25 protein-coding genes are annotated in these 26,376 nt (G+C 34.3%); 5 read left to right on the top strand and 20 right to left on the bottom strand.

Translation table 11 applies throughout. The features are described from left to right. Positions 1–115: 115 nt before the first annotated feature. From MHI00_RS05900 to opp3b, 5 genes are all read right to left on the bottom strand, one after another. Positions 116–298 (bottom strand): hypothetical protein, encoded by a 183-nt coding sequence (locus MHI00_RS05900; protein ID WP_010050725.1) that lies wholly within the window; start codon positions 296–298, stop codon positions 116–118. 174 nt (positions 299–472) lie between these two features. Next, on the bottom strand, positions 473–1,414 hold the full coding sequence (locus MHI00_RS05895; RefSeq protein ID WP_010050724.1) for an ABC transporter ATP-binding protein: 942 nt from the start codon (positions 1,412–1,414) through the stop codon (positions 473–475). Further along, entirely contained in the window at positions 1,404–2,513 is a 1,110-nt protein-coding gene (locus tag MHI00_RS05890; RefSeq protein ID WP_010050723.1) for an ABC transporter ATP-binding protein, read from the bottom strand. The genes MHI00_RS05895 and MHI00_RS05890 overlap by 11 nt, the downstream gene beginning before the upstream one ends. 14 nt (positions 2,514–2,527) lie before the next feature. After that, positions 2,528–3,568, bottom strand: a complete 1,041-nt coding sequence (gene opp3C / locus MHI00_RS05885) for an oligopeptide ABC transporter permease (RefSeq protein ID WP_010050721.1) — start codon at positions 3,566–3,568, stop codon at positions 2,528–2,530. Continuing rightward, on the bottom strand, positions 3,568–4,509 hold the full coding sequence (opp3b, locus tag MHI00_RS05880) for an oligopeptide ABC transporter permease (protein WP_010050719.1): 942 nt from the start codon (positions 4,507–4,509) through the stop codon (positions 3,568–3,570). Before opp3b ends, opp3C begins: the two co-directional genes overlap by 1 nt. 267 nt (positions 4,510–4,776) lie before the next feature. On the opposite strand from opp3b, the gene MHI00_RS05875 reads away from it, so the two are divergent. Both MHI00_RS05875 and trpS read left to right on the top strand, forming a co-directional pair. After that, positions 4,777–5,130 (top strand): DUF3899 domain-containing protein, encoded by a 354-nt coding sequence (locus MHI00_RS05875; protein ID WP_010050717.1) that lies wholly within the window; start codon positions 4,777–4,779, stop codon positions 5,128–5,130. Between the two features lie 106 nt (positions 5,131–5,236). Continuing rightward, a complete protein-coding gene (trpS, locus tag MHI00_RS05870) occupies positions 5,237–6,238 on the top strand; it encodes a tryptophan--tRNA ligase (RefSeq protein WP_010050716.1) in 1,002 nt (333 codons plus the stop codon). Between the two features lie 53 nt (positions 6,239–6,291). On the opposite strand, the gene MHI00_RS05865 is transcribed toward trpS, so the two are convergent. The 3 genes from MHI00_RS05865 to hemG form a co-directional block, all read right to left on the bottom strand. Continuing rightward, positions 6,292–7,299: a lipoate--protein ligase gene (locus MHI00_RS05865; RefSeq protein ID WP_057000723.1), complete on the bottom strand. Its 1,008-nt coding sequence runs from the start codon at positions 7,297–7,299 to the stop codon at positions 6,292–6,294. A 21-nt stretch (positions 7,300–7,320) separates the two neighbouring features. Then, positions 7,321–8,067: an MBL fold metallo-hydrolase gene (locus tag MHI00_RS05860; protein WP_341111924.1), complete on the bottom strand. Its 747-nt coding sequence runs from the start codon at positions 8,065–8,067 to the stop codon at positions 7,321–7,323. Between the two features lie 130 nt (positions 8,068–8,197). Beyond that, positions 8,198–9,604, bottom strand: coding sequence for a protoporphyrinogen oxidase (gene hemG / locus MHI00_RS05855; RefSeq protein WP_056999602.1), 1,407 nt, complete (start codon positions 9,602–9,604; stop codon positions 8,198–8,200). Between the two features lie 457 nt (positions 9,605–10,061). Between hemG and MHI00_RS05850 the strand changes: the two genes are divergently transcribed. After that, positions 10,062–10,562: an antibiotic biosynthesis monooxygenase family protein gene (locus MHI00_RS05850; protein ID WP_010050707.1), complete on the top strand. Its 501-nt coding sequence runs from the start codon at positions 10,062–10,064 to the stop codon at positions 10,560–10,562. A 74-nt stretch (positions 10,563–10,636) separates the two neighbouring features. Here MHI00_RS05850 and MHI00_RS05845 read toward each other — a convergent pair whose 3' ends face one another. From MHI00_RS05845 to MHI00_RS05820, 6 genes are all read right to left on the bottom strand, one after another. Further along, complete coding sequence (locus tag MHI00_RS05845; protein WP_010050706.1) at positions 10,637–11,404, bottom strand: DUF975 family protein; 768 nt, start codon at positions 11,402–11,404, stop codon at positions 10,637–10,639. A gap of 13 nt (positions 11,405–11,417) precedes the next feature. Further along, positions 11,418–12,500 (bottom strand): M42 family metallopeptidase, encoded by a 1,083-nt coding sequence (locus MHI00_RS05840; protein ID WP_010050705.1) that lies wholly within the window; start codon positions 12,498–12,500, stop codon positions 11,418–11,420. 342 nt (positions 12,501–12,842) lie between these two features. Beyond that, complete coding sequence (locus MHI00_RS05835; RefSeq protein ID WP_010050704.1) at positions 12,843–13,031, bottom strand: hypothetical protein; 189 nt, start codon at positions 13,029–13,031, stop codon at positions 12,843–12,845. Between the two features lie 149 nt (positions 13,032–13,180). Further along, positions 13,181–14,371 (bottom strand): aspartate kinase, encoded by a 1,191-nt coding sequence (gene dapG, locus MHI00_RS05830; protein ID WP_056999603.1) that lies wholly within the window; start codon positions 14,369–14,371, stop codon positions 13,181–13,183. A gap of 77 nt (positions 14,372–14,448) precedes the next feature. Then, on the bottom strand, positions 14,449–16,344 hold the full coding sequence (gene asnB / locus MHI00_RS05825; RefSeq protein ID WP_010050702.1) for an asparagine synthase (glutamine-hydrolyzing): 1,896 nt from the start codon (positions 16,342–16,344) through the stop codon (positions 14,449–14,451). Positions 16,345–16,540: 196 nt separating this feature from the next. Next, the gene (locus MHI00_RS05820) at positions 16,541–17,134 is read right to left on the bottom strand and encodes a DUF3267 domain-containing protein (RefSeq protein ID WP_010050700.1); all 594 of its coding nucleotides are present in this window, start codon (positions 17,132–17,134) and stop codon (positions 16,541–16,543) included. Positions 17,135–17,243: 109 nt separating this feature from the next. On the opposite strand from MHI00_RS05820, the gene MHI00_RS05815 reads away from it, so the two are divergent. Next, entirely contained in the window at positions 17,244–17,885 is a 642-nt protein-coding gene (locus tag MHI00_RS05815; protein WP_056999605.1) for a copper homeostasis protein CutC, read from the top strand. 53 nt (positions 17,886–17,938) lie between these two features. Here the strand turns inward: MHI00_RS05815 and MHI00_RS05810 are convergent, their stop codons facing one another. From MHI00_RS05810 to MHI00_RS05785, 6 genes are all read right to left on the bottom strand, one after another. Next, a complete protein-coding gene (locus MHI00_RS05810; RefSeq protein ID WP_341111910.1) occupies positions 17,939–18,991 on the bottom strand; it encodes a polysaccharide deacetylase family protein in 1,053 nt (350 codons plus the stop codon). A gap of 258 nt (positions 18,992–19,249) precedes the next feature. Beyond that, positions 19,250–19,462 (bottom strand): hypothetical protein, encoded by a 213-nt coding sequence (locus MHI00_RS05805; protein WP_010050696.1) that lies wholly within the window; start codon positions 19,460–19,462, stop codon positions 19,250–19,252. A gap of 203 nt (positions 19,463–19,665) precedes the next feature. Beyond that, positions 19,666–21,741: an LTA synthase family protein gene (locus tag MHI00_RS05800; RefSeq protein ID WP_287430611.1), complete on the bottom strand. Its 2,076-nt coding sequence runs from the start codon at positions 21,739–21,741 to the stop codon at positions 19,666–19,668. 176 nt (positions 21,742–21,917) lie between these two features. Continuing rightward, positions 21,918–22,790, bottom strand: coding sequence for a homoserine kinase (gene thrB, locus MHI00_RS05795; protein ID WP_341111901.1), 873 nt, complete (start codon positions 22,788–22,790; stop codon positions 21,918–21,920). Between the two features lie 108 nt (positions 22,791–22,898). After that, the gene (locus MHI00_RS05790) at positions 22,899–24,185 is read right to left on the bottom strand and encodes a homoserine dehydrogenase (protein WP_015076961.1); all 1,287 of its coding nucleotides are present in this window, start codon (positions 24,183–24,185) and stop codon (positions 22,899–22,901) included. Positions 24,186–24,503: 318 nt separating this feature from the next. Continuing rightward, positions 24,504–24,737: a YkuJ family protein gene (locus MHI00_RS05785; protein ID WP_010050689.1), complete on the bottom strand. Its 234-nt coding sequence runs from the start codon at positions 24,735–24,737 to the stop codon at positions 24,504–24,506. A gap of 392 nt (positions 24,738–25,129) precedes the next feature. Between MHI00_RS05785 and MHI00_RS05780 the strand changes: the two genes are divergently transcribed. Beyond that, positions 25,130–26,311 carry a pyridoxal phosphate-dependent aminotransferase gene (locus MHI00_RS05780; RefSeq protein WP_010050688.1) on the top strand — a complete coding sequence of 394 codons (1,182 nt, stop codon included), beginning with the start codon at positions 25,130–25,132 and terminating at the stop codon, positions 26,309–26,311. Positions 26,312–26,376 lie beyond the last annotated feature (65 nt).

The following is a 26,376-nucleotide window of genomic DNA, read 5'->3' as shown; positions in this document are numbered from 1 at the left end:
GGACATCAGCTTCTCAAACTATTTTCTACTAACAAATTTAATTCCACGGCTAACTCATATCATTATACCAAACATTTCTCAAGATAAATCCTTTACGTATGATTATTTTTTGCTTTTAATCTTTTGAGCGGATTCCTTGAACTACTTTAACTACAACAAAAATAAGCAATATGAGTAAAAGAAAATCGATAATGCTTGATGAAAACATCCCCATCCCAAACGAATGACCTAATCTTTCCGTAAAGCCCCCTACTTCCCCAACATTACTATTCCCCATCTGATTGACACAGTGATTCATTTTAATTTCCTCCCATTTTTTCTTGCAACCTTTATTTAAGTTTGTTGCTACCTCATACTTTACAAGTAAATTATGGAGAAAATATGGAGAATTTTTTTAAATCGTTACTATATAAAATCTATATATTTTAAACAAAAAAAATAGGCTGGGACTAAGTCCAACAGCCTATCTTCTTTATTTTTTATAACTAGCAGCTTTCGCTTGTAAAGCTGGAATATCTGCTTCTGTACAATAAACAAAATGTCCAGGAGTAATTTCTCTTAGCTTTTCTTCTGCTCCAGTTGCTTCTCTTGGTTGATACGGAATCCGGATACGGCTACGCTCATAGTTAGGATCTGGTAATGGTACAGCAGATAACAAACTTTCAGTATATGGATGTAACGGATTATTGTAAACTTCATCAGCTGGTGCCAATTCTACTAGACGACCGTAATACATTACACCGATACGATCACTAATATATTTAACCATTGATAAATCATGGGCAATAAATAAATACGTCAAGCCTTTTTCTTTTTGTAATTCCATCAACAAGTTAACAACCTGCGCTTGAATCGATACATCTAAAGCTGAAATTGGCTCATCACAGATGATGAATTTAGGTTGCACAGCTAATGCACGAGCAATCCCAATCCGTTGACGTTGTCCACCAGAGAACTCATGCGGATAACGTGTTGAATGGTCAGGATTTAACCCAACTGTTTTTAGCAATTCATCAACTTGTTTATTACGATCAGCCGTAGATTCTGCTAAGCCATGAATGTCAATACCTTCAGCAATCAGATCGCGAACTTTCATTTTAGGATTTAATGATGCATACGGATCTTGGAAGATCATTTGCATATCACGTCTAAAACTCAACATATCTTTTTTACCTTTGATATCATGAACTTCTTTATCTTGGAAAATAATTTCACCAGATGTTGGATCATATAAACGGATGATGGCACGACCAGTTGTTGACTTTCCACAACCAGACTCACCAACTAATCCAAAAGTTTCCCCTTTAAAAACATCAAAGCTAATATCATTAACTGCTTGAACTTCATTTGATTGACCTACGTTAAAAAATTGTTTTAAACCTTTTACTTGAAGAATTTTTTCTTTACTTGTCATCTAGTTTGACCCCCTTACCTGCATCTGCATCATTAATGGGCTCAAAAGTGGCCTCTGAGGCTGTATTCGTTGCATCCTTAGCGAATAACTCACGACGTGCTCTAATCTCGCCTGGCGGCGTTACAGAAGGAGCATCTGGATGAAGCAACCACGTTGCTGCATAATGCGTATCTGATACTTTAAAGAAAGGTGGTTCTAACTCTGTATCAATTTTCATAGCAAATTCATTCCGAGGTGCAAATGCATCGCCTTTTGGTGGATCTAATAAATCTGGTGGTGTTCCTGGAATAGCGTACAATGACTTCCCTTTAATATCTAAAGTCGGCATTGAACTAATCAGGCCCCAAGTGTATGGATGTTGAGGATTATAAAAAATCTCATCAACCGTTCCAACTTCGACAATTTTACCAGCATACATAACCGCTACACGATCAGCTACATTCGCTACTACACCTAAATCATGTGTGATAAAAATAATCGATGTTGCAATTTTCTTTTGTAATTGTTTCATCAAATCTAAAATTTGAGCTTGAATCGTTACATCAAGTGCCGTCGTTGGCTCATCTGCAATCAAAACTTCTGGGTTACATGCCAAAGCAATAGCAATAACAATCCGTTGGCGTTGACCACCAGAAAATTGATGAGGATATTGTTTCATACGACGCTCTGGATCAGGTAAACCTACAAGTTTTAATAACTCAAGAGCTCTTTCTAAAGCTTCTTTTTTACTGACTTTTTGATGTTTAATAATCGGTTCAGCAATTTGTTTACCGATTGTCATCGTTGGATTTAAAGAAGTCATTGGATCTTGAAAGATCATTGCGATTTCTTTTCCGCGAATCCCTTGCATCTCTTTTTCAGTTCTTTTATTGATATCTTTCCCGTTAAATAAAATTTCGCCTTTTTCAACATTGGCATTCTTAGCTAATAAACGCATGATACTACGACTCGTTACTGATTTACCTGAGCCTGATTCACCCACAATAGCTAATGTTTCACCTTTTTTCAAATCAAAACTAACACCACGAATTGCTTGAACAGTTCCAGCAAAGGTGTCAAATGTAATGGTTAAGTCTTTAACTTCTAATATATTGCTCATTCATATCTACCTCGCTAATCTTTCATTTTTGGATCAAACGCATCGCGTAAACCGTCAGCTAATAAGTTAAATGAAATCATTAAAATACACATAACCGCAGCTGGGTACCACATCAAATGTGGTAAGAAACGGAAAGTTTTATACCCATCACTTAAAAGTGTACCAAGTGATGCTTGTGGAGCTGGGATTCCGATTCCAATGAAACTTAAGAAGGCTTCAAAGAAAATAGCTGCTGGGATCGTAAACATCGTATTGATAATGATTACTCCAGAAAGGTTTGGAATTAGGTGTTTAATTGCAATTTTTAAATTGGATTCACCTAGTGTTTTTGCAGCAAGAATATACTCTTGATTTTTTAATTTTAGTGTCTGAGCCCGCACAACACGCGCCATCGTAATCCAACCAGTAATCGCCAAAGCAATACCAATTGATAAAATACCTGGTTGTAATACTAGAAGCATTAAAATTAAGACAACCAAGTTAGGAATCCCACCAATAATTTCTAAGATACGTTGCATAAAGTTGTCGACACGACCACCGCTCATACCTGAAATCAATCCGTAAGAAACTCCAATAGTTAAATCAAAAAAGGCAGCAATTAAAGCAATTAAAAGTGACACGCGCATTCCAGCTAAGATCCGTGAAAATAAATCACGTCCTAAACCGTCTGTTCCAAAAATGTAATTCACATCGTCAGGAACATTTTTCTGAGCGTATTTATCAACTCTTTTATCTGTATTTCCAATTTTAGCAGTTCCATTTAAGCCATTAATATTTACTCCTTTAATACGTGGAGGTAAATTAGCATAGGCAACAGTTTGTTTATTTGGATCATGTGGTGAAATTAGTGGTGCAGCAATACTTGCACTAATCATAAAGATTAAAATAAACAAACAGATTACAGCTGCTTTATTTTTCTTCAGACGACGCCAAGAATCTTGGAAGAAGTTTAAAGAAGGTGCAGCAATTTTTTCTCTATCTACTAATCCTGAATCCTGTGCCGGTTCAAACATTTCAGGAGACAAATTTTTTAATTCTTCGTTTAAATTACTCATTAATTGCTCCCTCCCGCTACACGAATTCTTGGATCGATGATTCCATATAGAATATCAACTAATAAAATAATGGCTACAAGCATTGCAGAGTACAACATTGTTACACCCATAATAGTTGGATAGTCATTGGTCATGATTGATTTAACAAATTGTTCTCCGATTCCAGGAATTGAGAAAATATTTTCAACTACTAATGAACCTGTCATTAAACCAACAGCCATTGGTCCTAATAATGTTACTAAAGGAATTAATGCATTACGAACTCCATGCTTAAAGGAAACAACCCAACGAGCTAGACCTTTGGCACGAGCTAATTCAATATAATCACTACTTAAAACTTCGACCATTTCAGTTCGAATAAAACGTGCTGAATCTGCTAGCGGCGAAATGGCCAATGCGATTGTCGGTAAAACCGATGAAGCAAAGCCGTCTTTCCACATAGCAATTGGGAACCATTTTAAATACACGCCGAAAATTAATTGTAACAACACGGCAAAAACAAAGTTAGGAATAGAGCGACCTAATATTGCGGCAAATGTAGCCGAAGTATCAATCCACGTATTTTGATTCATTGCGGCGATAACCCCTAAGATTATTCCTAAAAATGTCCCTAGAATAACCGCCTGCAGACCTAGCTGGAGCGAGGGTCCGACTCTTGCTGAAAGTAAAGTAGATACAGGTGTATTGTTGAATTGGAAAGAAGTTCCTAAATCACCTTTCAATAACCCCGTTATATAGACCCAATATTGCTCGATCACGGGTTTATTGAGACCATACTTTTCATTCATAATATAAATTTGTTCTTGCGATAGTTTTTCCTGGTTACTGTATGGCGTACCTGGTAAAAGCTTCAGTAAAAAAAATGTAATCGATGCTATTAGTAAAAGCGTGATTAACATAAAAAAGATTCGCTTTCCCAAAAACTTAGCATAGTTTTTCATCGATACAAGCACCTCCATGATAAATTTTAATCATTTTCTTAAAAATGAATATACTATATAGAATAGCTCGTTAAGACGAATAAAGCAAAAGTTTTTTACTAATTATTAACTTTTTTTTCATAATTATTAAAAAACAGCCATAAAATCTTCAAATTCCGCCTAAAATTTCTCATTTTTTTCTCATTGTACTAGATATTATTGTAATTGAATTTAATTTGAGGTAAATTAAATTCAGCACAATAGTCTTGTTGAAAGGAGAAATATAACATGAAACCTAAAAAAATTGTATCTTTTCTAATTATATTGCCACTTTCCGTTGTTTTCCTCTGGCAAGTCATCAAATTTCAAAAAGTCACTTTTTTAGAAACATCAAATTTAAGCTTTATAGCTGCTGGAATTTTATTAATTATTGGAATTTTTTGGTATACACTATCTTCTGGAGTTTTTGATTTTTTTAACTATAGCCTAAAAAAAAGCGCTCAAGCCTTAAAACGAAATACATCTGATGCTGAAATCGAGCCTCTATCAAAAGCAGTTGGTAAAGGTTATCGCTCCCCCTTAGTAGCGGGTGCCGTTTTACTAATTTTTAGTTTAATCACTCTTTTTGGTTACTATTTATAAAATTTCACGTATAATAATGAAGTAGCTTTGTCTAAAAAGACAACATGATAGATTGAGCCTATTTAGTTTCAAGATAATTTATTAATTAAGTAAGGGAGTTTTTGATATGGAAACAATTTTTTCTGGAATTCAACCTAGTGGAATTCCAACAATCGGCAATTATATTGGCGCCATGAAACAATTTATTGCACTACAAGAGAATTACGATTGCTACTACTGTATTGTAGATGAACATGCAATCACTGTCCCACAGGATCGCATTAAACTTAGAGAGCAAATTCGCGGTTTAACAGCACTCTACTTAGCCGTTGGCTTGGATCCTGCTAAATCAACTATTTTTATCCAATCTGAAGTTCCAGCACACACTCAGGCAGCATGGATTGTTCAATGTAACATCTCTTTGGGAGAATTGGAACGCATGACGCAATTTAAAGATAAATCTGCTAAATCAAATCGTGCAGGTGTAAGCGCAGGTCTGCTGACTTACCCACCTTTGATGGTTGCAGATATTATTCTCTATCAAAGTAATTTTGTGCCTGTTGGAGAAGATCAAAAGCAGCATTTAGAGCTGACACGTGACTTCGTAGATCGTTTTAACAATAAATACGGAAATGGCAACCAAGTTTTAACACTACCAGAAGTCAAGATTCCAAAATTTGGTGGTCGAATCATGAGTTTACAAGAACCCACTAAAAAAATGAGTAAATCTGACGACAATCAAAAAGGGTTCATTTCTATGTTAGATGATCCTGCTAGTATTCGTAAGAAAATTAAAAGTGCTGTTACCGATTCAAGTGGTGTCATCGAATTTGATGTTGAAAACAAACCAGGTATTTCTAATCTACTAACAATTTACTCTGCCTTTTCAGGCGAAACAATTGAAAGTATCACCCCTCGTTATGAAGGTGTAGGATACGGAAAGTTTAAAGAAGATTTAGCAGAAGCTGTCATAGCCGTTATGGAGCCAATTCAAGAACGCTACTACGCCCTTCTAAAATCAGATGAACTGGATGAGATTTTAGATGCTGGTGCAAAACACGCCAATGCAGTCGCAAATAAAACCTTGAAAAAAATGCAAAATGCAGTTGGCCTAGGCCGAAAACGCTAAAAATAAATAAGAAAACCTGAAATCCATTGTGATTTCAGGTTTTCTTATTAGTATTAGTAGATTAGATTTAAAAGATCTTCTTTTTCAATGTTTCCAAAATAGTTCTGCACATCAACGTCTTCTAAAGCTTTTTCAATTTCTGAACGGTCATATTTGATTCCTTCTAAACGTTTCTCAACATCTGAAATTTCTCCTAGGCCAAAGAAATCACCAAAGATTCGAACATCTTTGATATAGCCTTTTTCAACATTCATTTTAAATTCAACTGACCCAATTGGGAAACGCTGACGACGATTTAATTCAAACTTAGGTGATTTTCCATAGTTCCAATCCCAATTTCCATAATATTCAGCAGAAATTTCATGAATTTTTTCCCAATCACTTTCAGTTAAATGATACTCTTTCACTTGACTTCGATCTGTCACATTAAAAATACTCAATAATAATTGATCGCGAAACTCCTTAATTGAAATATACTGATAAGCATCACTTAAAAACGGTTTAATATTAGTTACTCGACTACGAATCGATTTAATTCCTTTAGACTCAATCTTATCTTTACGTACTTTTAATGCACCCACAACGGCTTCTATATCACTATCAAACATAATTGTTCCGTGAGCAAACATCCGACCACTAGTCGCATACATCGCATTTCCTGAGAACTTTTTATCATCAATCACTAAATCGTTACGACCTTTTAATTCTGCTCCTTCAACGCCCATTTTGTGAAGTGAAGCAATTACAGGTTCTGTAAATTTAGCAAAGTCACGGAAAGAATTGCCATCATCCGGCATAATAAAACTAAAAGATAGGTTACCAAAATCATGGTAAACTGCTCCTCCCCCAGATAAGCGGCGCACAACGTGAATCTTTTTTTCTTCAACATAATCGATATTAATTTCTTCAATTGTGTTTTGATTACGTCCGATAATAATGGAAGGCTCGTTAATGTAAAAAAGTAAAATTGGTTCATCTAACGTTAAATTTTTCAATAAAAAAGTTTCAATTGCTAAGTTAATTCGTGGATCTGTGATTTCATTATTATTTACAAAATACATATAGTCATCCTCTTTTCAAATTTATAAATCGATTACTAAGTCTTTTTTAGCTAGTAAAACCTCAATTCCCTCTGCATGGTTAATCGCTTGAGCTTTTAATAATTCCAAGTCTCCAATTTGTGGTAAATGAGTTAAGACTAAGGTTTTAACTTCAGCTTTTTTGGCAATTCGTGCGACTTCAAGAGAAGTCATATGCACTTGGTGATTCTCCATACCTTCAAAAAAATTAGTGTCAGCTAAAAGAAGATCTGCTTTCTCACTAAAAGGTACAAAATCAGGGAGAAATCCAGAATCCGCCGTATAAACCAAAACTTTTCCTGTTTTGACTTCTTTAATCCGCATCGCAAAACAAGGGACTGGATGGAGAGTCCGCATAAAAGTAATTTCAAATGGACCAATATTCAACTTGTCTGTATCTTTGTAGGCCACGCCCTCACTAACACGTTCTAAGGTCAATGCAGCAAATCCGGCTGCGTTTTCTGTGTGAGCATGAATAGGTAATAAAGAAGCGCGATCCTCACCATTATTTTTCCGTTTTAACAAGCGCATAAATTGCAATACTCCAATATCAGCCACATGATCGTGATGATAATGAGAAAGGATAACAGCATCTAGTTCAAGTGGATCCAAGTGATTTTCTAACGAGATTAAAGAAGCGCTCCCTGCATCAATTAATAAATGATAACCCTCCGATTCAACTAAATAAGAACTCGTTCCTTCATTATTAATTGGATAACCGCCCCAATAGCCTAAAATGGTTAATTTCACATTAATCAGCCCTTTCTTAATTTTTCACTATGCATTTACCATACACCACTACCACTAAAAATAAAATAAAAAAGCTTCTTTTTTTTTAGAACATTTTATTTAACAGCAAATTTCAGATCATATACGCAGTCTAAATACAATTTTGTTTTTTCATATACTCAATCGTCGCTTTAGAAATTCGATTTGCTTGTGCGACACATTGATTAATTCCAAAGCCGCCAAAACCATTTCCACCAATATAAATCCCGGGAAAATCAGCACGTAAAATAGCTACTAGCTTTTGCTTACGCTCTTCGTGATGAATCGTATATTGTGGGATTGCATTCGGCCACCTAGCAATTTTCGAGTAATTCGGAGGAACTTCGATGCCCAAGATTTGGTTTAAATCCTTTAGAATGTATTCTTCAATCTCTAAATTGCTCAAAGAAACTAACGATTCTTCCCCACGCCTACCAAAATTAGCTCCAATCAATACTTCTTCATCATTTTGCTTTAATGTTGGCCATTTTTTATCCAATAGAATGACCGAGGTAACATGAGAGTCATTTCGACGCGGTGTTACAAAACCAAAACCTTTAGGTTCATTTTTAATTGCACCTTTGGGAAAGCTTAATAAAATAAATCCGATTGAGGCAGTCACAGTTTTATTGAAAAAAGAAGTAAGTTTCTCGTCCTTAAATAAGCGGGAGTATTCAGTTGCAGGTGTTGCAACAATCACAGCTCCAACACGCATTTGTTCTTTCCGATTGATATCGATAACATACGTTCCTTCTTGACCTTTACTGATTTCAAAAACTTTTTTCCCATATTGGATATGGGGTTCAATTGTTTCAGCTAATTTTTTCGGCAAGACTTCTAATCCCTTTTCAAAAGTGACATAATTTCCATCACCATCAAAAAATTCAGGATAATTGCTTAGCCCTTTAGATAGACGTCGATGATTTTGCTCGACATCATAAATAAATTCATTAGAACTTCTAACGCCCATTTCATCTAAATCCCCTGCATATATCTTAGAAAAGAAAGGTTCAACTACATGTTCAACCTGCTCTTCTCCAAGACGACGCTTTAAAAAGCTACTGACCGTCAAATCTTCTTCTATTTTTGTTTTAGGAACAACCAAATCTTTGTAACTTGCCAGTTTGCCATGGAACGTCAATAATTTATTTTTCCAAATATCGGTACGGTGGATAGGAATACCTTTATAAGTTGGATAGGTTAATTGGTGCAACTGATTATAAAAATAAACATCTGGCTTGTCGCCAGAACTATAAACTAATTCTTCTTCCAATCCTAATTCTTTGATTAAAGTCATGGCACCAGAATATCTTACATCAATAGATTCTGCTCCCGTATCAAAAAAACGGGTACCAATTTGAAGGGTATGTATTTTCCCACCTACTCTAGTAGAACCTTCTAATAGAATCAATTCAAAAGGTAACTGTTCTTTTTCAATAAATTTTTTTATTTCATAAGCAGCTGTTAAACCTGTGATTCCACCACCAACAATCGCAATTCTTTTTTTTGCTCGCTCCATCCAAGTTCCACCTCCATTATCAACTCTCTTATGTTCATTTTACTTGTTATCTCAAAAAAAAGAAACTACCTTTTCTATTTTTGTGATTCTTTTTATTAAATCTAACTATTTACAGGCATATTTAAGCTATGAATGGAAAGTTAAAAGACTAATTTTATTCAAGCATGAGGGATAACGTTTAATATAAAATTATGGATAACATTAGATTTTTCAGTTTTCAGTTATTTTTTAGTCTCTCCTTTAGGATTTTGATACACTTATCTGAAAAGAAGGTGTATACTAAATTAGAATGTATCATTAAAGTTCTCAACATATTATATTAGGTTAGTTTCGAGCTTCAGCCCTTTGAAAAGAAGATACAATCCCTCAAAGTAAAAAGATGCTTTGTGTGTGTATTTTCCTATCTTTTTGTCAAGGTCAGCTCTCAACATATTTTATTAGGAGGAATTGAATTATTATGAGTTTATACGTTTACACAACCACTGGTACCCGCCCTTATTTAACAAAATACTTACACGATGAGCATCCTATGCATAATTTTACTTTAATGCAAAAAACAACTGCTAGTGATATTTATTTACTGCTAGATGAAAGCAATGCTGCCTCTGTTTTTAATGCTCCTTTTGGTTACGAGAATCGCTTTCAATATGGATTGAAACCTCATGATGGGATTGCTGTCTTTGAACATATTGGACTAGCTCCAGAAAATGAAAAAAGTTTCCTTCTACAATTTGATCGCATTAAAGAAGATTTAGATGCTCAACCAGGTCTAGAAGCTTTGTATTTACTGCGCTCAGAAAAAAAAGTCGCTTATGTTATCCTCACTTTTTGGAAAGATGATAGCTATTTCAACAAATGGACCAAATCTGCACATTTCAGACCTTTGGTACCTTACATTACCGATCATCAAACCCGCTCTTCTGATATTACTTATGCGGATATCTTCCAATTACGTTAACAAATAGCACAATTTTTCAGATAAAAAAAGACAGATTTGACGACTTCCATCATCAAATCTGTCTTTTTTACTTTTTAAATCAATTCTTTTAGTTCATTGTTTTCTTTAGCAACATCATAAAATTCTGAAATCGCAACAATTTTATAAGGTACAATCCACAATAATGGAATGACGAATATTCCTAAAAGGTACCAACCTATAAATGAGAGTTGCAACACAAACAAATCCCATAAACGACCTTTTAATAGTGTAAATGCATAGCTAAATACATCACCAAGTTTCATTTCTGGAAAATCCAAACGAATCAGAACTACTATTTGAAAATAACCATCTACTAATGTACCAACACCAGCAATAATCACTACAAAAAGTAAAGTTAATAGAGCAATCGCACTAAAACCTCCAAAACCAACCACGCTTGAAACTAAATTGCCACTTCCACCTGTTAACAACATAGTTGAAATAACACCAAATCCTAAAATACCAATAAAAGGTAAAGCTAAGACAAAACTAGAAATAAGTCCTACTAACCATTCAACTAAGTTTACTAGTAGTAATGGTAAGTAACGTCCACCATTAAATATACTAAAAATCATACCCACTTCGGCTTTTCCGCCTCTGACTGCATATAAACTTGCATAAAAAATACCATAACCAAAAGCAAAGGTTAGCAACAATTCAGTTAAGGTTGAAACAAATGAATTGTCGCTTCCAAAAATCGAACCAATTCCTCCTGCAACGAGCATAGATAAAATTCCAGAACTTAACATTAACAATGCAAAAGTTCCCCATTGCCCTTCTAAACTTTTTCTAGCTGCTGCTCGATAATCACTACTACGCATATTTATCCTCCTTTTAACCAAATTTAATTTTTTCAACTGTCTTACGATCCAAACGTTTGACAACTTCTGTTACTAACTTCACTGTATTTAAATAGTCATCTTCATGAATCACTGAAGTATGGGAATGTAAATAGCGCGTCGCAACTGTAATAGCTAATGCTGGCATTCCATTTCTCGTAACATGTTGACTTCCTGCATCTGTTCCGCCTCTAGCAATAACAGTATACTGGAATGGAATGTCTAACTCTTCCGCAACAGAAACGACAAAATCACGAAGTTCTTTATGAGCCACCATAGATGCATCATAGATAATAATTTGTGGACCTTGACCTAGTTTTGAATCTGCTTCTTTAGCTGTCATACCTGGTGTATCTCCAGCTGTCCCAGTATCTAAAGCAAAAGCAATATCTGGATCTACCAAATAAGTTGCTGTTTTAGCACCACGTAATCCAACTTCTTCTTGAACATTACCTGCTCCAAAAGCAATATTTGGGTGTCCGCTAGCTTTTAGATTTTCTAAGACTCTTAAAGTTACAGCTAAACCGATTCTATTATCCCAAGCCTTAGCTAAAAGGAATTTTGAATCGTTTAATCGTTTAAATTCAATATATGGAGTCACCATATCACCAGGTTTAACTCCCCACTCCATCGCTTCATCCTTAGATGTTGCACCAATATCAATAAACATATCTTGGATATCATACGCTTTATTGCGAACTTCTACTGTCAATACATGAGGTGGTTTACAGCCAATTACACCATGTATGACTTTGTTTTTTCCAGTCGTAATCTCAACTTGTTGAGCTAACATAACTTGCGACCACCAGCCACCTAATGTTTGGAATTTAAGAAAACCTTCTTCTGTAATTCCAGTAACCATAAAACCAACTTCATCTAAATGACCTGCAAATAAAACTTTAGGACCTTCTTTGTCTCCAACTTGTTTGGCAATCACACTACCTAAACCGTCATAAAAAACTTTATCTGCGTTCTTTTCAGCATATTTTACAAAAACATCACGCACTTGTCCTTCATTACCAGGTACACCTTTTGCATCTGTTAAATCTTTTAATAATTGCAATTCTTTCTTGTCCATTCCTATTACCTCCCATATCCATCAGCTATCTTATTTGAAAAGCTGTTTCTTAAAAATAATCATGCTTAAACCCATCAATAAGTATACCATTATTCATCTATTTTTTAAATTTATTCTGAATTTATCTGAAAAAAAGATCGTTGAGCCCGTTCAGCTCCGACAAGAAAATAGGGGAATTTGATATGACATTTTTTTGTCACCTCGAAATTCCATCTTTTTCTCGAAGAGTTGGCTCATAAGAGCTAGCCTGATAAAAAAACTCGCTTAGCTATTTAGACCTTGTAGAAAAAAAAGATTAAAAAGGCACTGGCCTCTCTAATCCCACTTTCCTTTTACATTAAATTAACGACGATTTCGATCATTCACTTGACGACTAATAAAATTAATCAACCAAACGACTAAAGCGATTGGTACTAAAATTTTAATAATTAAAAATAGAATCGCACTAAATGCTGCTGCAAGAAAACCAAATACCATAATAAACCCGACTGCTGCTAATATATATATCCAAATTGAATTTGTTTGTCTCATGTCGCTCTCCCCTTTTCATTAACTTTATATACCTATAGTAACATAGTGGATTACTGCTGTCCTACATCTAAAGCAGTAACTTTTCATCCGTCTACAGGCTAAAACAAAAAATACCATCTCTAAAACACTAAATTAGAGATGGAGAACTTTTATAAAAAGACATCATGTAATGTACAAACAGCGTTTTGTAAGTTTTCACCAGATACTAAAATCCAAATTGTAGTATAACTATCTGCTGATTGTAATATAGCTATATCTTCTGCCGCTAATGAAGTTACTATTTTAGCTGTAACACCTGGTACGCCTGTAATCCCCGCACCAACAACAGCTACTTTCGCACAATCTTCCAATGTAGAAATAGCTATGTTGTTTTCACTGAAAATAATTTTTGCCAACTCAGCTTCATGTTTCACTAATGTAAATACCACTTGATGTGGAAAAATATTAATGAAATCAACACTTATACCTGCATTTGCTAACAAACTAAAAATAGTTTCTGGCGATTGTTTCGTAGTTTCAATAGTAAATTGAACTAGATTAGATACATGAGCAATTCCTGTCACCAAACGATAATGACCTACCTGCAACTCTGAGTGAGTTACCAAGGTTCCAAGATCTGTAACAGGCAAATAAGTGGAACGAATTCGCAATGGGATTGTAGCTTGCATTGCCAATTCAACTGCTCGTGGATGAATAACCTTTGCTCCTTCATGAGCCATATTACTGACTTCTTGATAACTAACAACCTCTAAAAACTTTGCTTGTTCTACTAACCGAGGATCAGCTGTCATCATCCCTGATACATCTGTGAAAATATCAATGCGCTCAGCTTTAAAAGCTTTACCTAACAATGCAGCTGTAGTGTCACTTCCACCACGACCTATCGTAGTTATATGGCCCGTTTCTGTAACACCCTGAAAACCAGTTACAACCACAACATCTACTTTTTTGAAAAATTCAAAAATAGGTTCTGTTTCGACTCTCAAAACTTTGGCGTTACTGAAATCATCATTTGTAATAATCCCAGCATCTTGCCCAGTTAAAGCCGCGGCAGGCAAACCATTTTTTTTCAGCTGATTTGTAAAGACTGTTGCCGAAATTGTTTCTCCCACAGATAAAAGTAAATCTTTTTCACGTAAATCTAATTGACTTTCATCACCATCAATTAACGACAACAAAGAATCAGTAGCATATGGATCGCCTAAACGCCCAATTGCAGATACAACTACAATTACTTTATATCCGTCTTTAACAGCTTGAACAATATGTTTCTCTGCTGCTGCTCGGCTTTCATCATCTTTTACTGACGTACCACCAAATTTTTGTACTAAAATTTTCATGTTTAGGAACCATCCTTCTATTTAAAAGAAGTACTTTAAGTAGGTATACTTAAGTACTTCTCATCAAATTTATCAGTCTATTGAATCACAGCTTTGCTATTTGGTAAAACTAAAAATTGCTCCCCTGTCTCAACATATAACTTATGCCAAACCATAAATGTGATTACTGTCCAAATTTTACGTGAATTATCAAGTTTTCCAGCACAGTGATCTTCTAAAAGTCCTAGAACATAACTTTTATTGATTAAATGATCTGTTTGAGAGTCAGCAATAATGCCTTTCACCCAACTATTCATCTCATCTTTTAACCAGTGGCGAATCGGAACTGGGAAACCAAGTTTTTTACGATATAAAACATTATCTGGCACAAAACTTTCAGCCGCTTTACGTAAAATATATTTAGTTGTTCCATTTGCAATTCGGATATCAGAAGGCAATTCGCGAGCCACTTTAAAGACTTCCTTATCTAAAAATGGTGTGCGTAGTTCTAGTGAAGCCGCCATTGTTGTTCGATCTGCATTTAATAGTAAATCACCATTTAGCCAAGTATGAATATCAATATACTGCATCCGATCGATTGGATCATAGCCTTTTGAACGATCATAAAAAGGTTTGGTAACATTTTGGTAAGGATGACCAGCTAAATAATTTACCATTAATTTTTTCTTTTCAGCCTCTTCAAAAATTTTAGCATTTCCGACATATCGTTGTTCCATCGGAGTTGTTCCACGTTGGATAAAACTTTTACCACGCATTCCTTCTGGCATAATTTTAGCTAATTGATTTAACCCTTTTTTCAATCCACTTGGTAAACTATCAATGCGTTTTAATGAATTTGGCTCATTATAAATCGTATAACCACCAAAAACTTCATCTGCACCTTCACCAGAGAGTGCAACTTTAACATGTTTACGAGCAATCTCAGCTAAGAAAAATTGTGGTACAGCTGCCGGATCGGCTAGTGGGTCATCCATATGCCAAACAAATCGTGGAAACTCATCCATAAATTGTTGTGCGGTAATAATCTCGCTAATATTTTCAACATTTAAACGATCAGCCGTTTCTTTAGCCACATCAATTTCACTGTAGCCTTCACGTTCAAATCCAACTGAAATAGTTTTAATTTTAGGATTGAATTCTCTAGCAATTGCAACGATAATTGATGAGTCAACACCACCAGATAAAAAGGAACCTACCGTCACATCACTACGCATATGTTTTTCAACTGAATCATACAGGACATCTTTAATTGCCTTAGCAAATTCATCCTCTGATTTTTGAATTGGAGCAAAAGTAGCTTCCCAATAGCGTGTAATTTCCATTTCCCCATTTAATGGTTTTGTAAAATAATGACCTGGTGGTAAACGGTGAATATTTTCTGTTAATGTTTCAGGATCTGGTACAAATTGGAATGTTAAATAATTTTGCAAAGCAACTGGATTGATTTCTTTCTTTTTCAAAATTTCATAAATTGATTTTTTCTCAGAAGCAAAATAGATATTTCCATCTTCTTCTGCGTAATGGAAAGGTTTGATTCCAAAATGGTCTCTAGCCCCATAAACCGATTTTTCAACTTTATCCCAAATTACAAATCCGAACATGCCACGTAAACGTTCTGCTGTTTTTTCTTTGTATTTTGCATAAGTCGCAATGATTACTTCTGTATCGCTGTCTGTTTCAAACGTCAATCCATCAGCAATTAACTCATCACGTAGTTCAATATAATTGTATACTTCACCATTAAAAACAATCCAATAGCGTTCATTTTCATAAGAAAGAGGTTGATGTCCTTTTTCAACGTCAATAATACTTAAGCGTCTAAAGCCAAAACTAATATGGTCGTCAAAAAAGAAACCTTCATCATCTGGTCCGCGATGAACAATTAATTTATTCATTTCTTTAATTTTCTTTTCATAATCTAGGTCATGGTCATTTAAATCGCTCCCATGAATACACCCTACAAATCCACACATACATTGGTTCCTCTTTTCCTTCATTTCTCGGTATAAATTCTCGTGTCCTTATATTTACTTGTCTTATTATAACTAACAACGGCTGTCGGTTCAACCAATTAAGACGGATTCTTTACATTAAACTTTTGTTAAGTTTTATTCACGAATAGTCTATTTCCATATTTTTCAAAATGTAACAATTGTATTTAAAAATTGACTAATTTTTTTTATATAAATTGATTCCTGTTTCTGTATCTTCAATCCAGTCAATTTCTTTGAATTTAATAAGCAGATAGATAAAATAAAAATCACCTACACACCCCGATGTATGTAGAGCAAATAACAGGAATGCACTAATGGGAATATATTGGGCAAGAATAAAATAAAGTAAAGACAGTCCTACAAATGGGCTCAGAGCAATCACTTTAAATTGCCAAGCTCGAAAATAACTCCCTGAGGCTTCAGCATAGGCCATACCTCTTTTAAAACCAAAAGTCACTTTTTTGGCACCAAAGACTTTAAAAAAAAGCCCATGTATCGCTTCATGAAGAACTAGAGAAATAAAAAATAGCAAAATAATACTGATTAATTTCTCACTAAGAAGCAAAATAATTCTAACCAAACTAGTTTCAGCGTTGAAATCCAAAAAGCTTAACTCATTTTTTAAAACAGAGTCATTCATCGCAATATAGCCTACTGGAACTAATAATAATAGCAAAAAAATAATCAAGGAGAGACGACTTAACAATTGAAGCAATGGTCTGTTTTCGATTAAGTTCACTTTTTTGTATAAGATTAATTCTTTTTTCATATTTACTCCCTCCTCTGTTCGTATTATAACAGATTAAATCTGTTTTTTTCAGTAGTCAAAACCTTATCTATGTTATAATAAGCTATCTTTATATTGGAGAGTGATTGTTTTGTTATTAAAAGAAGTCTGTGTTGAAAATTTCACCTTGATTCCAGAAGCATTGTCTCGCGGAGCAAATCGTGTTGAATTATGTGATAATTTAACTGTTGGAGGCACAACAGTAAGTACGGGCGTAATGGAAGAGACCATTCATTATTGTGGAGAAAAGCATGTCCCTGTCATGGCGATTATTCGACCTCGAGGCGGAAATTTTGTTTTTCATGATACCGAGCTTAAAATTATGAAAACAGATTTAATGGAAGCCAAAAAGTTAGGCGTGGATGGTGTTGTAATCGGTTGTTTAACAGCAGATAATTGGATTGACGAAGACGCCATTACAGATTTATTAGATGAAGCAAGTGGTTTACAAGTAACATTTCACATGGCTTTTGATGAAATTCCAGCAGATAAACAATTTGCTGCTATTGATTGGTTAGTAGAGCAAGGTGTTGAGCGTATCCTAACCCATGGAGGACCTAGTCACTTGGCTATTGAGAGCACCCTACCTCGATTAAAAGAACTAGTTGCATACGCTGATAAGCGTATTATTATTTTACCTGGTGGCGGAATTACAAATGAAAATGCTGATTTTATCGCACAAGAACTAGGTGTTAATGAAATCCATGGTACCAAAATAGTTGGCACACTGTAAAATAAAAAATGCGGTTTTCCTTTGCTGGAAAATCGCATTTTCAAATTAAACTACTAACGAACATCACTCGCTTGATAATATTGTTTCTCACCACTTAATACTCCACCATATAAGTCACTTATCGAGACAAAACTATAACCCTGTTTTTTCAAAGAAATGATTGTAGTTTCTAATGCATCTGCTGTCGTCGGATGGATGTCGTGCATTAGCACAATCGCTCCCGACGTTGAACTACGCATAACTTCTTGATAAATCATATCCGCATTTTTAGATTTCCAATCTTCTGTATCAACTGACCATTCTATAATCGGCATCTGGTAGACTGCGATTAATTTATCATCAATCAATCCATAAGGCGGACGTAATAATTTAATTTGATAATTAGCGATATTTTGAATAATTTCATTTGTTGCGGAAACTTGATATTGGGCTTCCTCTATCGAGAGTGATGTTAATTTTGGGTGAGATAAGGTATGATTCCCAATCTCATGTCCCTCTGAAATTTCACGTCTAATCAATTCTGGATTGGCTTTAGCACTTTGACCCGTAACAAAAAAAGTAGCCTTTACATCTTGTTTTTTTAAGATATCTAAAACTCTAGGTGTCACACTCGCGCTAGGTCCATCATCAAAGGTTAGAGCAATCACTTTATTTTTGACAACAGGTGGAATTCCCACTTGTTTTTTTATCTTTAATATCTGACCATCCTTAATTTTGTCTGATGATAACTGGTTCCAGCTTTTGATTTCATCTACCGTCATTTTATTACGCGTTGCAATCCGCCAAAGAGTTTCACCAGGCTGCACTATATACTCCATTTGATTTTCAAGAATAACTGAACCTGTTTTAGGTAGTTCCTTAGCAGTTAATGTTGGATTTTTCACTTTTATTATTTGGCCTGCATAAACTGTATCTGATTCCATATCATTCCATTCTTTTAATTCAGCAATAGTTATTCCATAACTCTTAGCAATCCGCCAAACTGTTTCCCCTTTTTGAATTTTGTGGGTTTCACTATTTCCAGCTTGAGCATCAACTGATTTCATGGACAGATTTATAAATTGTATTATTAGTAAAAAAAATAGAACTCGTTTCCATTTTCGCATAAAAAACTCCTCACAATTCTTTTAAGAATCACACCTCGCGAACTATGCTTAGCGTAAACACGAGTGCATATATATCTATTATCATATGCTAAAAACAAGTAATTTTCTTTTCTATTTTTCCCATTAAAATAGGTCATTTTAGAAAAAATAACAAAAAAAATAACCATCCAAACAACTTATCTTATACAGTGTTTGGATAATTATACCTATTTTCATAAAACAGATAACAAAAAAAGTGTCTGTTTTTTATTTTTAAAATTAGTCTAATGAATTTAAAAAGGTTGAATATTTTTCTACTTCTAAAGAATAATGAATCTCAGGTCGATCAATTAATGCAGCGATTAGAGATAAATCATGGAGACATAGCACACGATAATTAGCAATTAGCCAGCATAAAGCAGATACTCGATCAACTTCTTGATTTTTTATTTTTTGAACATATTTTTTTATTTCTTCACCAGTTATTTCCATATGTTTTCCCCATCCTCCTTATCCGCTTCTTTAATAAACCTATATTCAGAAAACGTTTTCTTAAAGTATAACGAAATTAATTATTTTTTCAAGCGTTTTCACTTATATTCAGTATTAATCTTTTTTTTTTGTATAGGTTGCCAAAATTAATTGTCTAATAAAAAAAGGTAAGCACTGAGAGTGCCTACCTTTTTTTGCGCATGCTATTTCAGTTCAGGGGCATCCGTTTGATAAAGATTAACCGTTGACTGATTGTTATGTTCTTGCAATAATGTTTTACTCTTCACTTCTTTTGCAGCTTCTTCTAATTGTTTTATACCACTTTTAAACGTATAGCTATATTTTTCTTTATCTACGACATTAAAACCTTTCGGGGTATAAAAACGCAATAGATCCCCAGTTATTACTCGATCTGATAAAGCTAATTCTTTTTCTACATGTTGTTTTTCTTGATCAAAAATAACTTTTTGCTCCTCTGTTAAATCAGTTATTTCCTCACCAGTTGCTGTGTTATAAATAGTACCATGAACTTTTGTAAAATTTTTGGAAACAAAATCGCCATTTCTAAATGGTACTATTTGTTGATTATCAGTAGCTAATAAATCACTACCAAATTGAATATAATCTGTTGTTTGTTCTCCAAGTAAATGAAGTAAGGTTGGCAAGACATCAATTTCTCCACCATAGGTATGATTGATACCCCCTTTTAAACCTGGAGCATGGATCATAAATGGAACTTTTTGAAACATTGCATCATCAAAATCAGTATATTCTTTGGTCCCTAATAATTGACTAACTGCATTTCCATGATTACTGGAGATTCCATAATGGTCACCATACATTAAAATCAAACTATCATCATACAATCCTGAATCTTTTAAATATGCTAAAAATTCCTTAATTGCTTCATCTAAATAACGTGCTGTTTGTACATACCCATCAACAGTACTATCCCCCGTTGTTGTTTTAGGAATGGTTGCATTTGCTTCATCTAATGGATATGGATAATGATTGGTTACCGTAATCATTTTCGCATAAAAAGGTTGTGGCAGTTGCTCTAAATATTTAGCAGATTGGCTTAAAAATATTTTATCTTTCAATCCATAGCCTAAATCATAATCCTTACCTTTTGGATAATAACTAGAATCAAAGAAATAATTATATCCCCACGATTTATAGGTATTATCCCGATTCCAAAAACTAGCTACATCACCATGAAAAGCTGCAGTTGTGTAGCCTTTTTGGTTTAAAATAGCGGGTGCAGCTTGAAAAGTATTTTCAGTTCCATTAGAAACCATTGCCGAACCTTCTGAAAGGCCATACAACGAATTTTCTAACATCATTTCAGCATCACTTGTTTTTCCTTGCCCTACTTGATGGAAAAAATTATCAAAAGAAACGGTGTTTGAATCATGATAAAACTCATTCAACGTAGGTGTAACTTCTACGCCATTTGATTTATAATCAATCATAAACTGTTGAAAACTTTCTAAATGAATCACAAATACATTTTTTCCAGCAGCTTTTCCAAAATAATCAACATTTGGTGTGAGTTGTTTTGATTGAATGTATTCTTTGACCTCATCCATCTGACTGCCATCTGCGTTCGCCTTAGTTGCGTTTGCTTGGGCCGTTTTGATTCCATCATAGACAGTGTAGGCATTTAAGCCTAAATATTTAATAATATAATTGCGGTCAAAAGTTCGAGTTAATAATTGAGGACGATCCATCTCAGCTAGACTTAAATTTGTAGCAAATAAAGCCATTGCTATAGCCGTTACTGAAAAGGCCACTCTTTTCTTTATCACTGTTTGATCAATTTTAACAATTTTAAAAATCAATAGACTTGCTAATAGCAGCAAATCAAGGAAAACAAAGAAATCCGAAATATGTACTAAGCTTTTAAAACTTGAATCCATATTCCCTGAGACAGCTGACGCACTTTTAATAATGTTAATAGTCATAAAATCTGAGAACTCACGATAGTAAACCACATTAGCAAACAGCCAAAGTGTCATAATGAAATCAGTTACTAAAAGCACAATGTAAGATTTTCGACCATTTGAGAATAAAGAAATCCCAAAAAGTAACAATGTAAAACTAATCGGATTTACGAAAAGTAAAACTTGCTGAAAACTCCCTGAAACGCCTAATGAAAATTTAGTTTTATAGACTACGTACGTTTTTAACCAAAATAATAGAACTGCAACTAAAAAGAACCCCATTCGTTTATTTAGTATCCGTGAAATAATTGTCATATTTTTTCGTTTTTCTTTCATACTGACTTGCCTCCATAAAACTTTTTTTTCAATACTTTTTGCTAACTAATCCTACTACCATTTAAAAAAAGATACAATATAAATAATAGAGAATTAATACAACTTAAGAAAGTTTTAATAAAATAGACACTTACAAAAAAACTCAGACCTAAAATGGTCTGAGTCTAACATACTAGTTACTGATGACTGATTTGGACACCAAAACGATCAATATCAAAGGCTTCAATCTTTGCTTCATTGTCTACTTCTTTCAGCAAGCTCATGAGAAGTTTTAATTTATCTTTAGGAACCAATACTAAAACTGTTGGTCCTGCTCCACTTAAAAAGGTACCATAAGCGCCATTTTCTTGACTAATCTCTCGAATTTTTTCCAAATGAGGAATCAATTTTTTTCGATAGATTTCATGCCATAAATCTTGTTCCATCATTTGACCAGCTAAAAATAAATTTCCTTCTAAAACAGACGCAATCATTACATTGGCAATTGAGCTGGCTTTGACAGATTCAGAGTAACTCAATTCACTCGGTAAGACTGTTCGGCTTTCGCTAGTTAACAATTCCTTTTGAGGAATAAAAGCGATAATCCCAGTTTCGGGAAAAGCATGTTTAACAGCGAAGACCTCTTGATTTATTTTTGTTGCAACAACAAAATCACCTAAAATAGCAGGTGCAACATTATCTGGATGACCTTCAATCAAGGTAGCTATTTCAACTTTTTTAGCAGCAGTTAATTGTAAATCAGCTAATTGATTCGCTAATTCAATCCCAGCAACTATAGCAGCCGAACTACTACCTAGACCTCTTGTTGATGGTACATCAGAAGTCATTTTTAATTTTCTAGGCGCTAAATCTGGAGCTAAAGATAGAGCTGTCGTGACAATCACATTTTTAGAATCGGTTGGAATTCCCGAACCTAATTGATGTTCCACTTCCCAACTATCTTGTTCCGCTCCCACCTCTAAAGTTAAGTAAAGTTGTAAAGCTAACCCACAAGAATCAAACCCAGGACCTAAATTAGCCGTTGTCCCAGGAACTTTAATCCGTAACACATCGATCACCTCTTAATAAAAAGTTTTAGGAAATTCTCAAAAAATATCTATTTTCTTTTTTGGGAATTTATCTTTTTCCGAATAGTTGGCTCATATGAAAAAGCTTACTTAGCCTTCCATTACTTTAAAATGAACTAACAAGTCCATATCTTTTGCTTGTTCCACTTGTTTTAAAATTTCTTTTTGTTGTTTCTTATTCATTTTATGGGTAATAATAACGACTTTAGATGTTTGACTAGCTTGCGGTTCTTGGATAATCTTATCAAATCCAACATCACTCGCTGCAAAAATCTTAGTTAATTCTAAAAATAATCCCGTTTTGTCTAACATTTCAATTGCTAAATAATATTTTGCATAAACTTCTTCATCTGGAGTCAATTTAGTCTCTAACTGATAAGAGTTAAATACATTTCCCGTTGTACCTAAACGAATATTTTTAGCTACAGTAATCAAATCACTTACGACACTCGTTGCCGTTGGCAATTCTCCTGCTCCTGGACCATAAAACATCGTTTCACCTACAGCTGCTCCTTGAACAACTACTGCATTATTCTCATTATGCACCCCTGCTAGAGGATGATCTTGTGGAACCAATACAGGCCCTACATCAACAACAACACTGCCATTGGCCTCTTCAGCTGAACCAATTAACTTGATTTTATAACCCAATTGTTTAGCAGTCTCAATGTCAATTGATTTCACATGACGGATTCCTCGAGTTTCGATTTGGTCTAAATCAACATGCATCCCAAAAGCTAACCGTGTTAAAATAACCATCTTACGAGCAGCATCAATCCCATCGACATCATTTGTAGGATCGCTCTCAGCAAAACCTAAATCTTGAGCCTCTTTTAGAACCTCTTCATACGATTTATTTTCAGCTGTCATTTTAGTCAACATAAAATTAGTTGTTCCATTTACAATACCCAAAACTTTTTTGATATTATCTGAAGCTAGACTATCCACAATTGTTCTTAAAATGGGAATTCCTCCAGCAACACTTGCTTCATAATAAAGGTCACATTGATTTTCTTTAGCTAAAGCCACTAATTCCTTGCCATGTAAAGCAATTAAATCCTTATTGGCTGTGACAACATGTTTTCCAGCTTTTAATGCTCGACTAATATACTCTTTAGCAACATCTATACTTCCCATCACTTCTAATACAACTGCAATTTCAGAATCATTTAAAATGTCATCTGCATTTGTCGTTAATTCGATCCCTTCAGAAATTAATCCTCGATTTTTTTCAATATTTCGGACTAAGACCTTTTTTATCGAAATTTCTTCACCTGTTACTTGACCAATTTTTTCATTATGATCTTTTAAAATGCGAATCACACCACTACCTACTGTTCCAAAACCTAATATACCTACTTGAATTTGTTTTTTCATACGCTTAAGCTCCTCCTTCACACAGTTTCATTTCATATTTCTTCAATTTTGCTTCAGAAATCTTATTGTCTTATTTAATTTCAACTTGTAATTATAAAATAAAACACATTGAACTTTCATGTGTTTTTAATCAACTATTGTAAACTAGTATACCGAATTATCTACCTTTCCACCAGTCTAAATTAAAAATATAAAAAAAAGAGCCCAATTTCTGACATTTTTTATTCATAAAAAAACAAACAGTTTTTTGTTTTAGTATTCTAACTGCATTTGACTGTACAAAAAAAGGAAAGACGCATTTGCCTCTTCCCATCATTATTAATCTTGTAACAATTCGTAAATTTCAATTGCAATTAGATCAATGTCATCAAATTGATAAACTGAATGATCTGATACTTCCTCTAATTCATAAGTTTCTGCTTTAGGATCATAGCTAATTAAGCAACGTTCTTGACCTTCTTTTTCAAATCGACGAACTTGAACTTCACTGTCCGTATTTTCTTGCATTGCTTCTAATCTGTGGATAATAGCCACTAATTGGGAAGATTTCATTGTTTTGTGCCCCTTTCAAACTTGACTCTTTATTATTCTAACAGATTTTATTGTAAAACGCATTAATCAAACTCCATTCTCATTAAAAAAAAAGAATTTAACACAGCTTTCTAGCAAATCTTTTTTCATAATAAAATAACCGAATTCATTATACAACGTTCAGTGAGCATTGTATAGTTTAATTTAATTGAATAAATCATTGTCTCAATAAAACTACATACCCTTTCAAAAAGCGGACTATTTTGAGTTAGCTAAGTAGTTAACCTCGTCTATACTCAGTTAGTGAAAAAAGATTATTTACCTATTTTCAACAGAAATAGGATACTTGCTTTTCATTTTATGGTAAAATAGCTTAAATTAGAGTAAGAGTTAAGGAATAGGGGGAACTATGAATGACAGTATTATCAGAAAAATTTAATCAACAAACCTATAAAATCGAGGTTTCAGATATTCGTAGATTTGACGAAAGAGTCTCTGTAATTGAAGACATGCTGAAACTAACCTTAGGTGAACCAGACTTCAACACACCAGAACATGTAAAATTAGCTGGTATCTCTGCAATTGAAAACAATGACTCCCATTATACTGGAATGGCTGGTGATTTAGAATTACGTAAAGCTGTCGCTACTTTTATGCAAAAAAAATATCAGGTTTCTTTTGCCCCTGAAAATGAAATTTTGGTCACTGTCGGAGCTACTGAAGCTCTTTCAGCAAGTCTTTTGGCTGTTTTAAATCCAGGAGATAAAATTATTGTTCCAACACCCATTTACCCTGGGTATGAACCATTGATTACGCTAGCTCGAGCTGAGCCTATCTATATAGACACTACGTCTAATGGCTTTGTTTTAACTCCAGAAATGATTGAAGCAGCAATGCTTGAACACGGAGACCAGGTTAAAGCGATCATTCTAAATTATCCCAGCAACCCAACCGGAGTGACTTACAACCGTGAAGAAGTGAAAGCAATTGCAGATGCTGTTAAAAAATATAGTATTTTTGTGATCAGTGATGAAATTTATAGTGAGTTAACCTACGGAGAAACGCATGTTTCAATTGCTGAATTTGCTAGAGACCAAACCATTCTAATTAATGGACTTTCAAAATCCCATGCCATGACTGGTTGGAGAATTGGTTTTATCTTAGCTCCACAAGAGCTAATTGGTCAAATTGTTAAAGTCCATCAATACCTGGTTACTAGCGCAACTACTATGGCTCAAAAAGCTGCGATTGCTGCTTTAACTGCTGGAGCGGATGATGCTTTACCAATGAAAATTGAATACATGAAACGCCGTGATTTCCTTTATGAAAAAATGAAAAATCTGGGCTTCGAAATTGCCAGACCAAATGGTGCATTTTATATTTTCGCTAAAATTCCAGATGGCTATACTCAAAATAGTATGAACTTCTGTGTGGATTTAGCTGAAAAGAACAAACTAGCTATTATTCCTGGATCTGCATTTGGAGCCGCTGGTGAAGGCTTTGTCCGTTTAAGCTACGCTGCAAGCATGGAAAAATTAGAACTGGCAATGGAGCGCTTAACAGCCTATATGGCAACAAATAAGTCAACTCCTTAACTAAGGCATAAGCAAAAGCCGTTTACACCATATGATACTTGGTGTAAACGGCTTTTTAAATTCCC

The sequence above is a fragment of the Carnobacterium sp. FSL E2-0243 genome, from assembly GCF_038003605.1.
GTDB classification, from domain to species: domain Bacteria; phylum Bacillota; class Bacilli; order Lactobacillales; family Carnobacteriaceae; genus Carnobacterium; species Carnobacterium maltaromaticum.
This window is presented reverse-complemented; position numbering and strand designations above follow the sequence as displayed.

What these genes read in the sequence shown, in the direction of transcription:
- MHI00_RS05900 (WP_010050725.1), bottom strand. Translation starts at nt 298, where the DNA reads ATGAATCACTGTGTCAATCAGATGGGGAATAGTAATGTTGGGGAAGTA.
- MHI00_RS05895 (WP_010050724.1), bottom strand. Translation starts at nt 1,414, where the DNA reads ATGACAAGTAAAGAAAAAATTCTTCAAGTAAAAGGTTTAAAACAATTT.
- MHI00_RS05890 (WP_010050723.1), bottom strand. Translation starts at nt 2,513, where the DNA reads ATGAGCAATATATTAGAAGTTAAAGACTTAACCATTACATTTGACACC.
- opp3C (WP_010050721.1), bottom strand. Translation starts at nt 3,568, where the DNA reads ATGAGTAATTTAAACGAAGAATTAAAAAATTTGTCTCCTGAAATGTTT.
- opp3b (WP_010050719.1), bottom strand. Translation starts at nt 4,509, where the DNA reads ATGAAAAACTATGCTAAGTTTTTGGGAAAGCGAATCTTTTTTATGTTA.
- MHI00_RS05875 (WP_010050717.1), top strand. Translation starts at nt 4,777, where the DNA reads ATGAAACCTAAAAAAATTGTATCTTTTCTAATTATATTGCCACTTTCC.
- trpS (WP_010050716.1), top strand. Translation starts at nt 5,237, where the DNA reads ATGGAAACAATTTTTTCTGGAATTCAACCTAGTGGAATTCCAACAATC.
- MHI00_RS05865 (WP_057000723.1), bottom strand. Translation starts at nt 7,299, where the DNA reads ATGTATTTTGTAAATAATAATGAAATCACAGATCCACGAATTAACTTA.
- hemG (WP_056999602.1), bottom strand. Translation starts at nt 9,604, where the DNA reads ATGGAGCGAGCAAAAAAAAGAATTGCGATTGTTGGTGGTGGAATCACA.
- MHI00_RS05850 (WP_010050707.1), top strand. Translation starts at nt 10,062, where the DNA reads ATGAGTTTATACGTTTACACAACCACTGGTACCCGCCCTTATTTAACA.
- MHI00_RS05845 (WP_010050706.1), bottom strand. Translation starts at nt 11,404, where the DNA reads ATGCGTAGTAGTGATTATCGAGCAGCAGCTAGAAAAAGTTTAGAAGGG.
- MHI00_RS05840 (WP_010050705.1), bottom strand. Translation starts at nt 12,500, where the DNA reads ATGGACAAGAAAGAATTGCAATTATTAAAAGATTTAACAGATGCAAAA.
- MHI00_RS05835 (WP_010050704.1), bottom strand. Translation starts at nt 13,031, where the DNA reads ATGAGACAAACAAATTCAATTTGGATATATATATTAGCAGCAGTCGGG.
- dapG (WP_056999603.1), bottom strand. Translation starts at nt 14,371, where the DNA reads ATGAAAATTTTAGTACAAAAATTTGGTGGTACGTCAGTAAAAGATGAT.
- asnB (WP_010050702.1), bottom strand. Translation starts at nt 16,344, where the DNA reads ATGTGTGGATTTGTAGGGTGTATTCATGGGAGCGATTTAAATGACCAT.
- MHI00_RS05820 (WP_010050700.1), bottom strand. Translation starts at nt 17,134, where the DNA reads ATGAAAAAAGAATTAATCTTATACAAAAAAGTGAACTTAATCGAAAAC.
- MHI00_RS05810 (WP_341111910.1), bottom strand. Translation starts at nt 18,991, where the DNA reads ATGCGAAAATGGAAACGAGTTCTATTTTTTTTACTAATAATACAATTT.
- MHI00_RS05805 (WP_010050696.1), bottom strand. Translation starts at nt 19,462, where the DNA reads ATGGAAATAACTGGTGAAGAAATAAAAAAATATGTTCAAAAAATAAAA.
- MHI00_RS05800 (WP_287430611.1), bottom strand. Translation starts at nt 21,741, where the DNA reads ATGAAAGAAAAACGAAAAAATATGACAATTATTTCACGGATACTAAAT.
- MHI00_RS05790 (WP_015076961.1), bottom strand. Translation starts at nt 24,185, where the DNA reads ATGAAAAAACAAATTCAAGTAGGTATATTAGGTTTTGGAACAGTAGGT.
- MHI00_RS05785 (WP_010050689.1), bottom strand. Translation starts at nt 24,737, where the DNA reads ATGAAATCTTCCCAATTAGTGGCTATTATCCACAGATTAGAAGCAATG.
- MHI00_RS05780 (WP_010050688.1), top strand. Translation starts at nt 25,130, where the DNA reads ATGACAGTATTATCAGAAAAATTTAATCAACAAACCTATAAAATCGAG.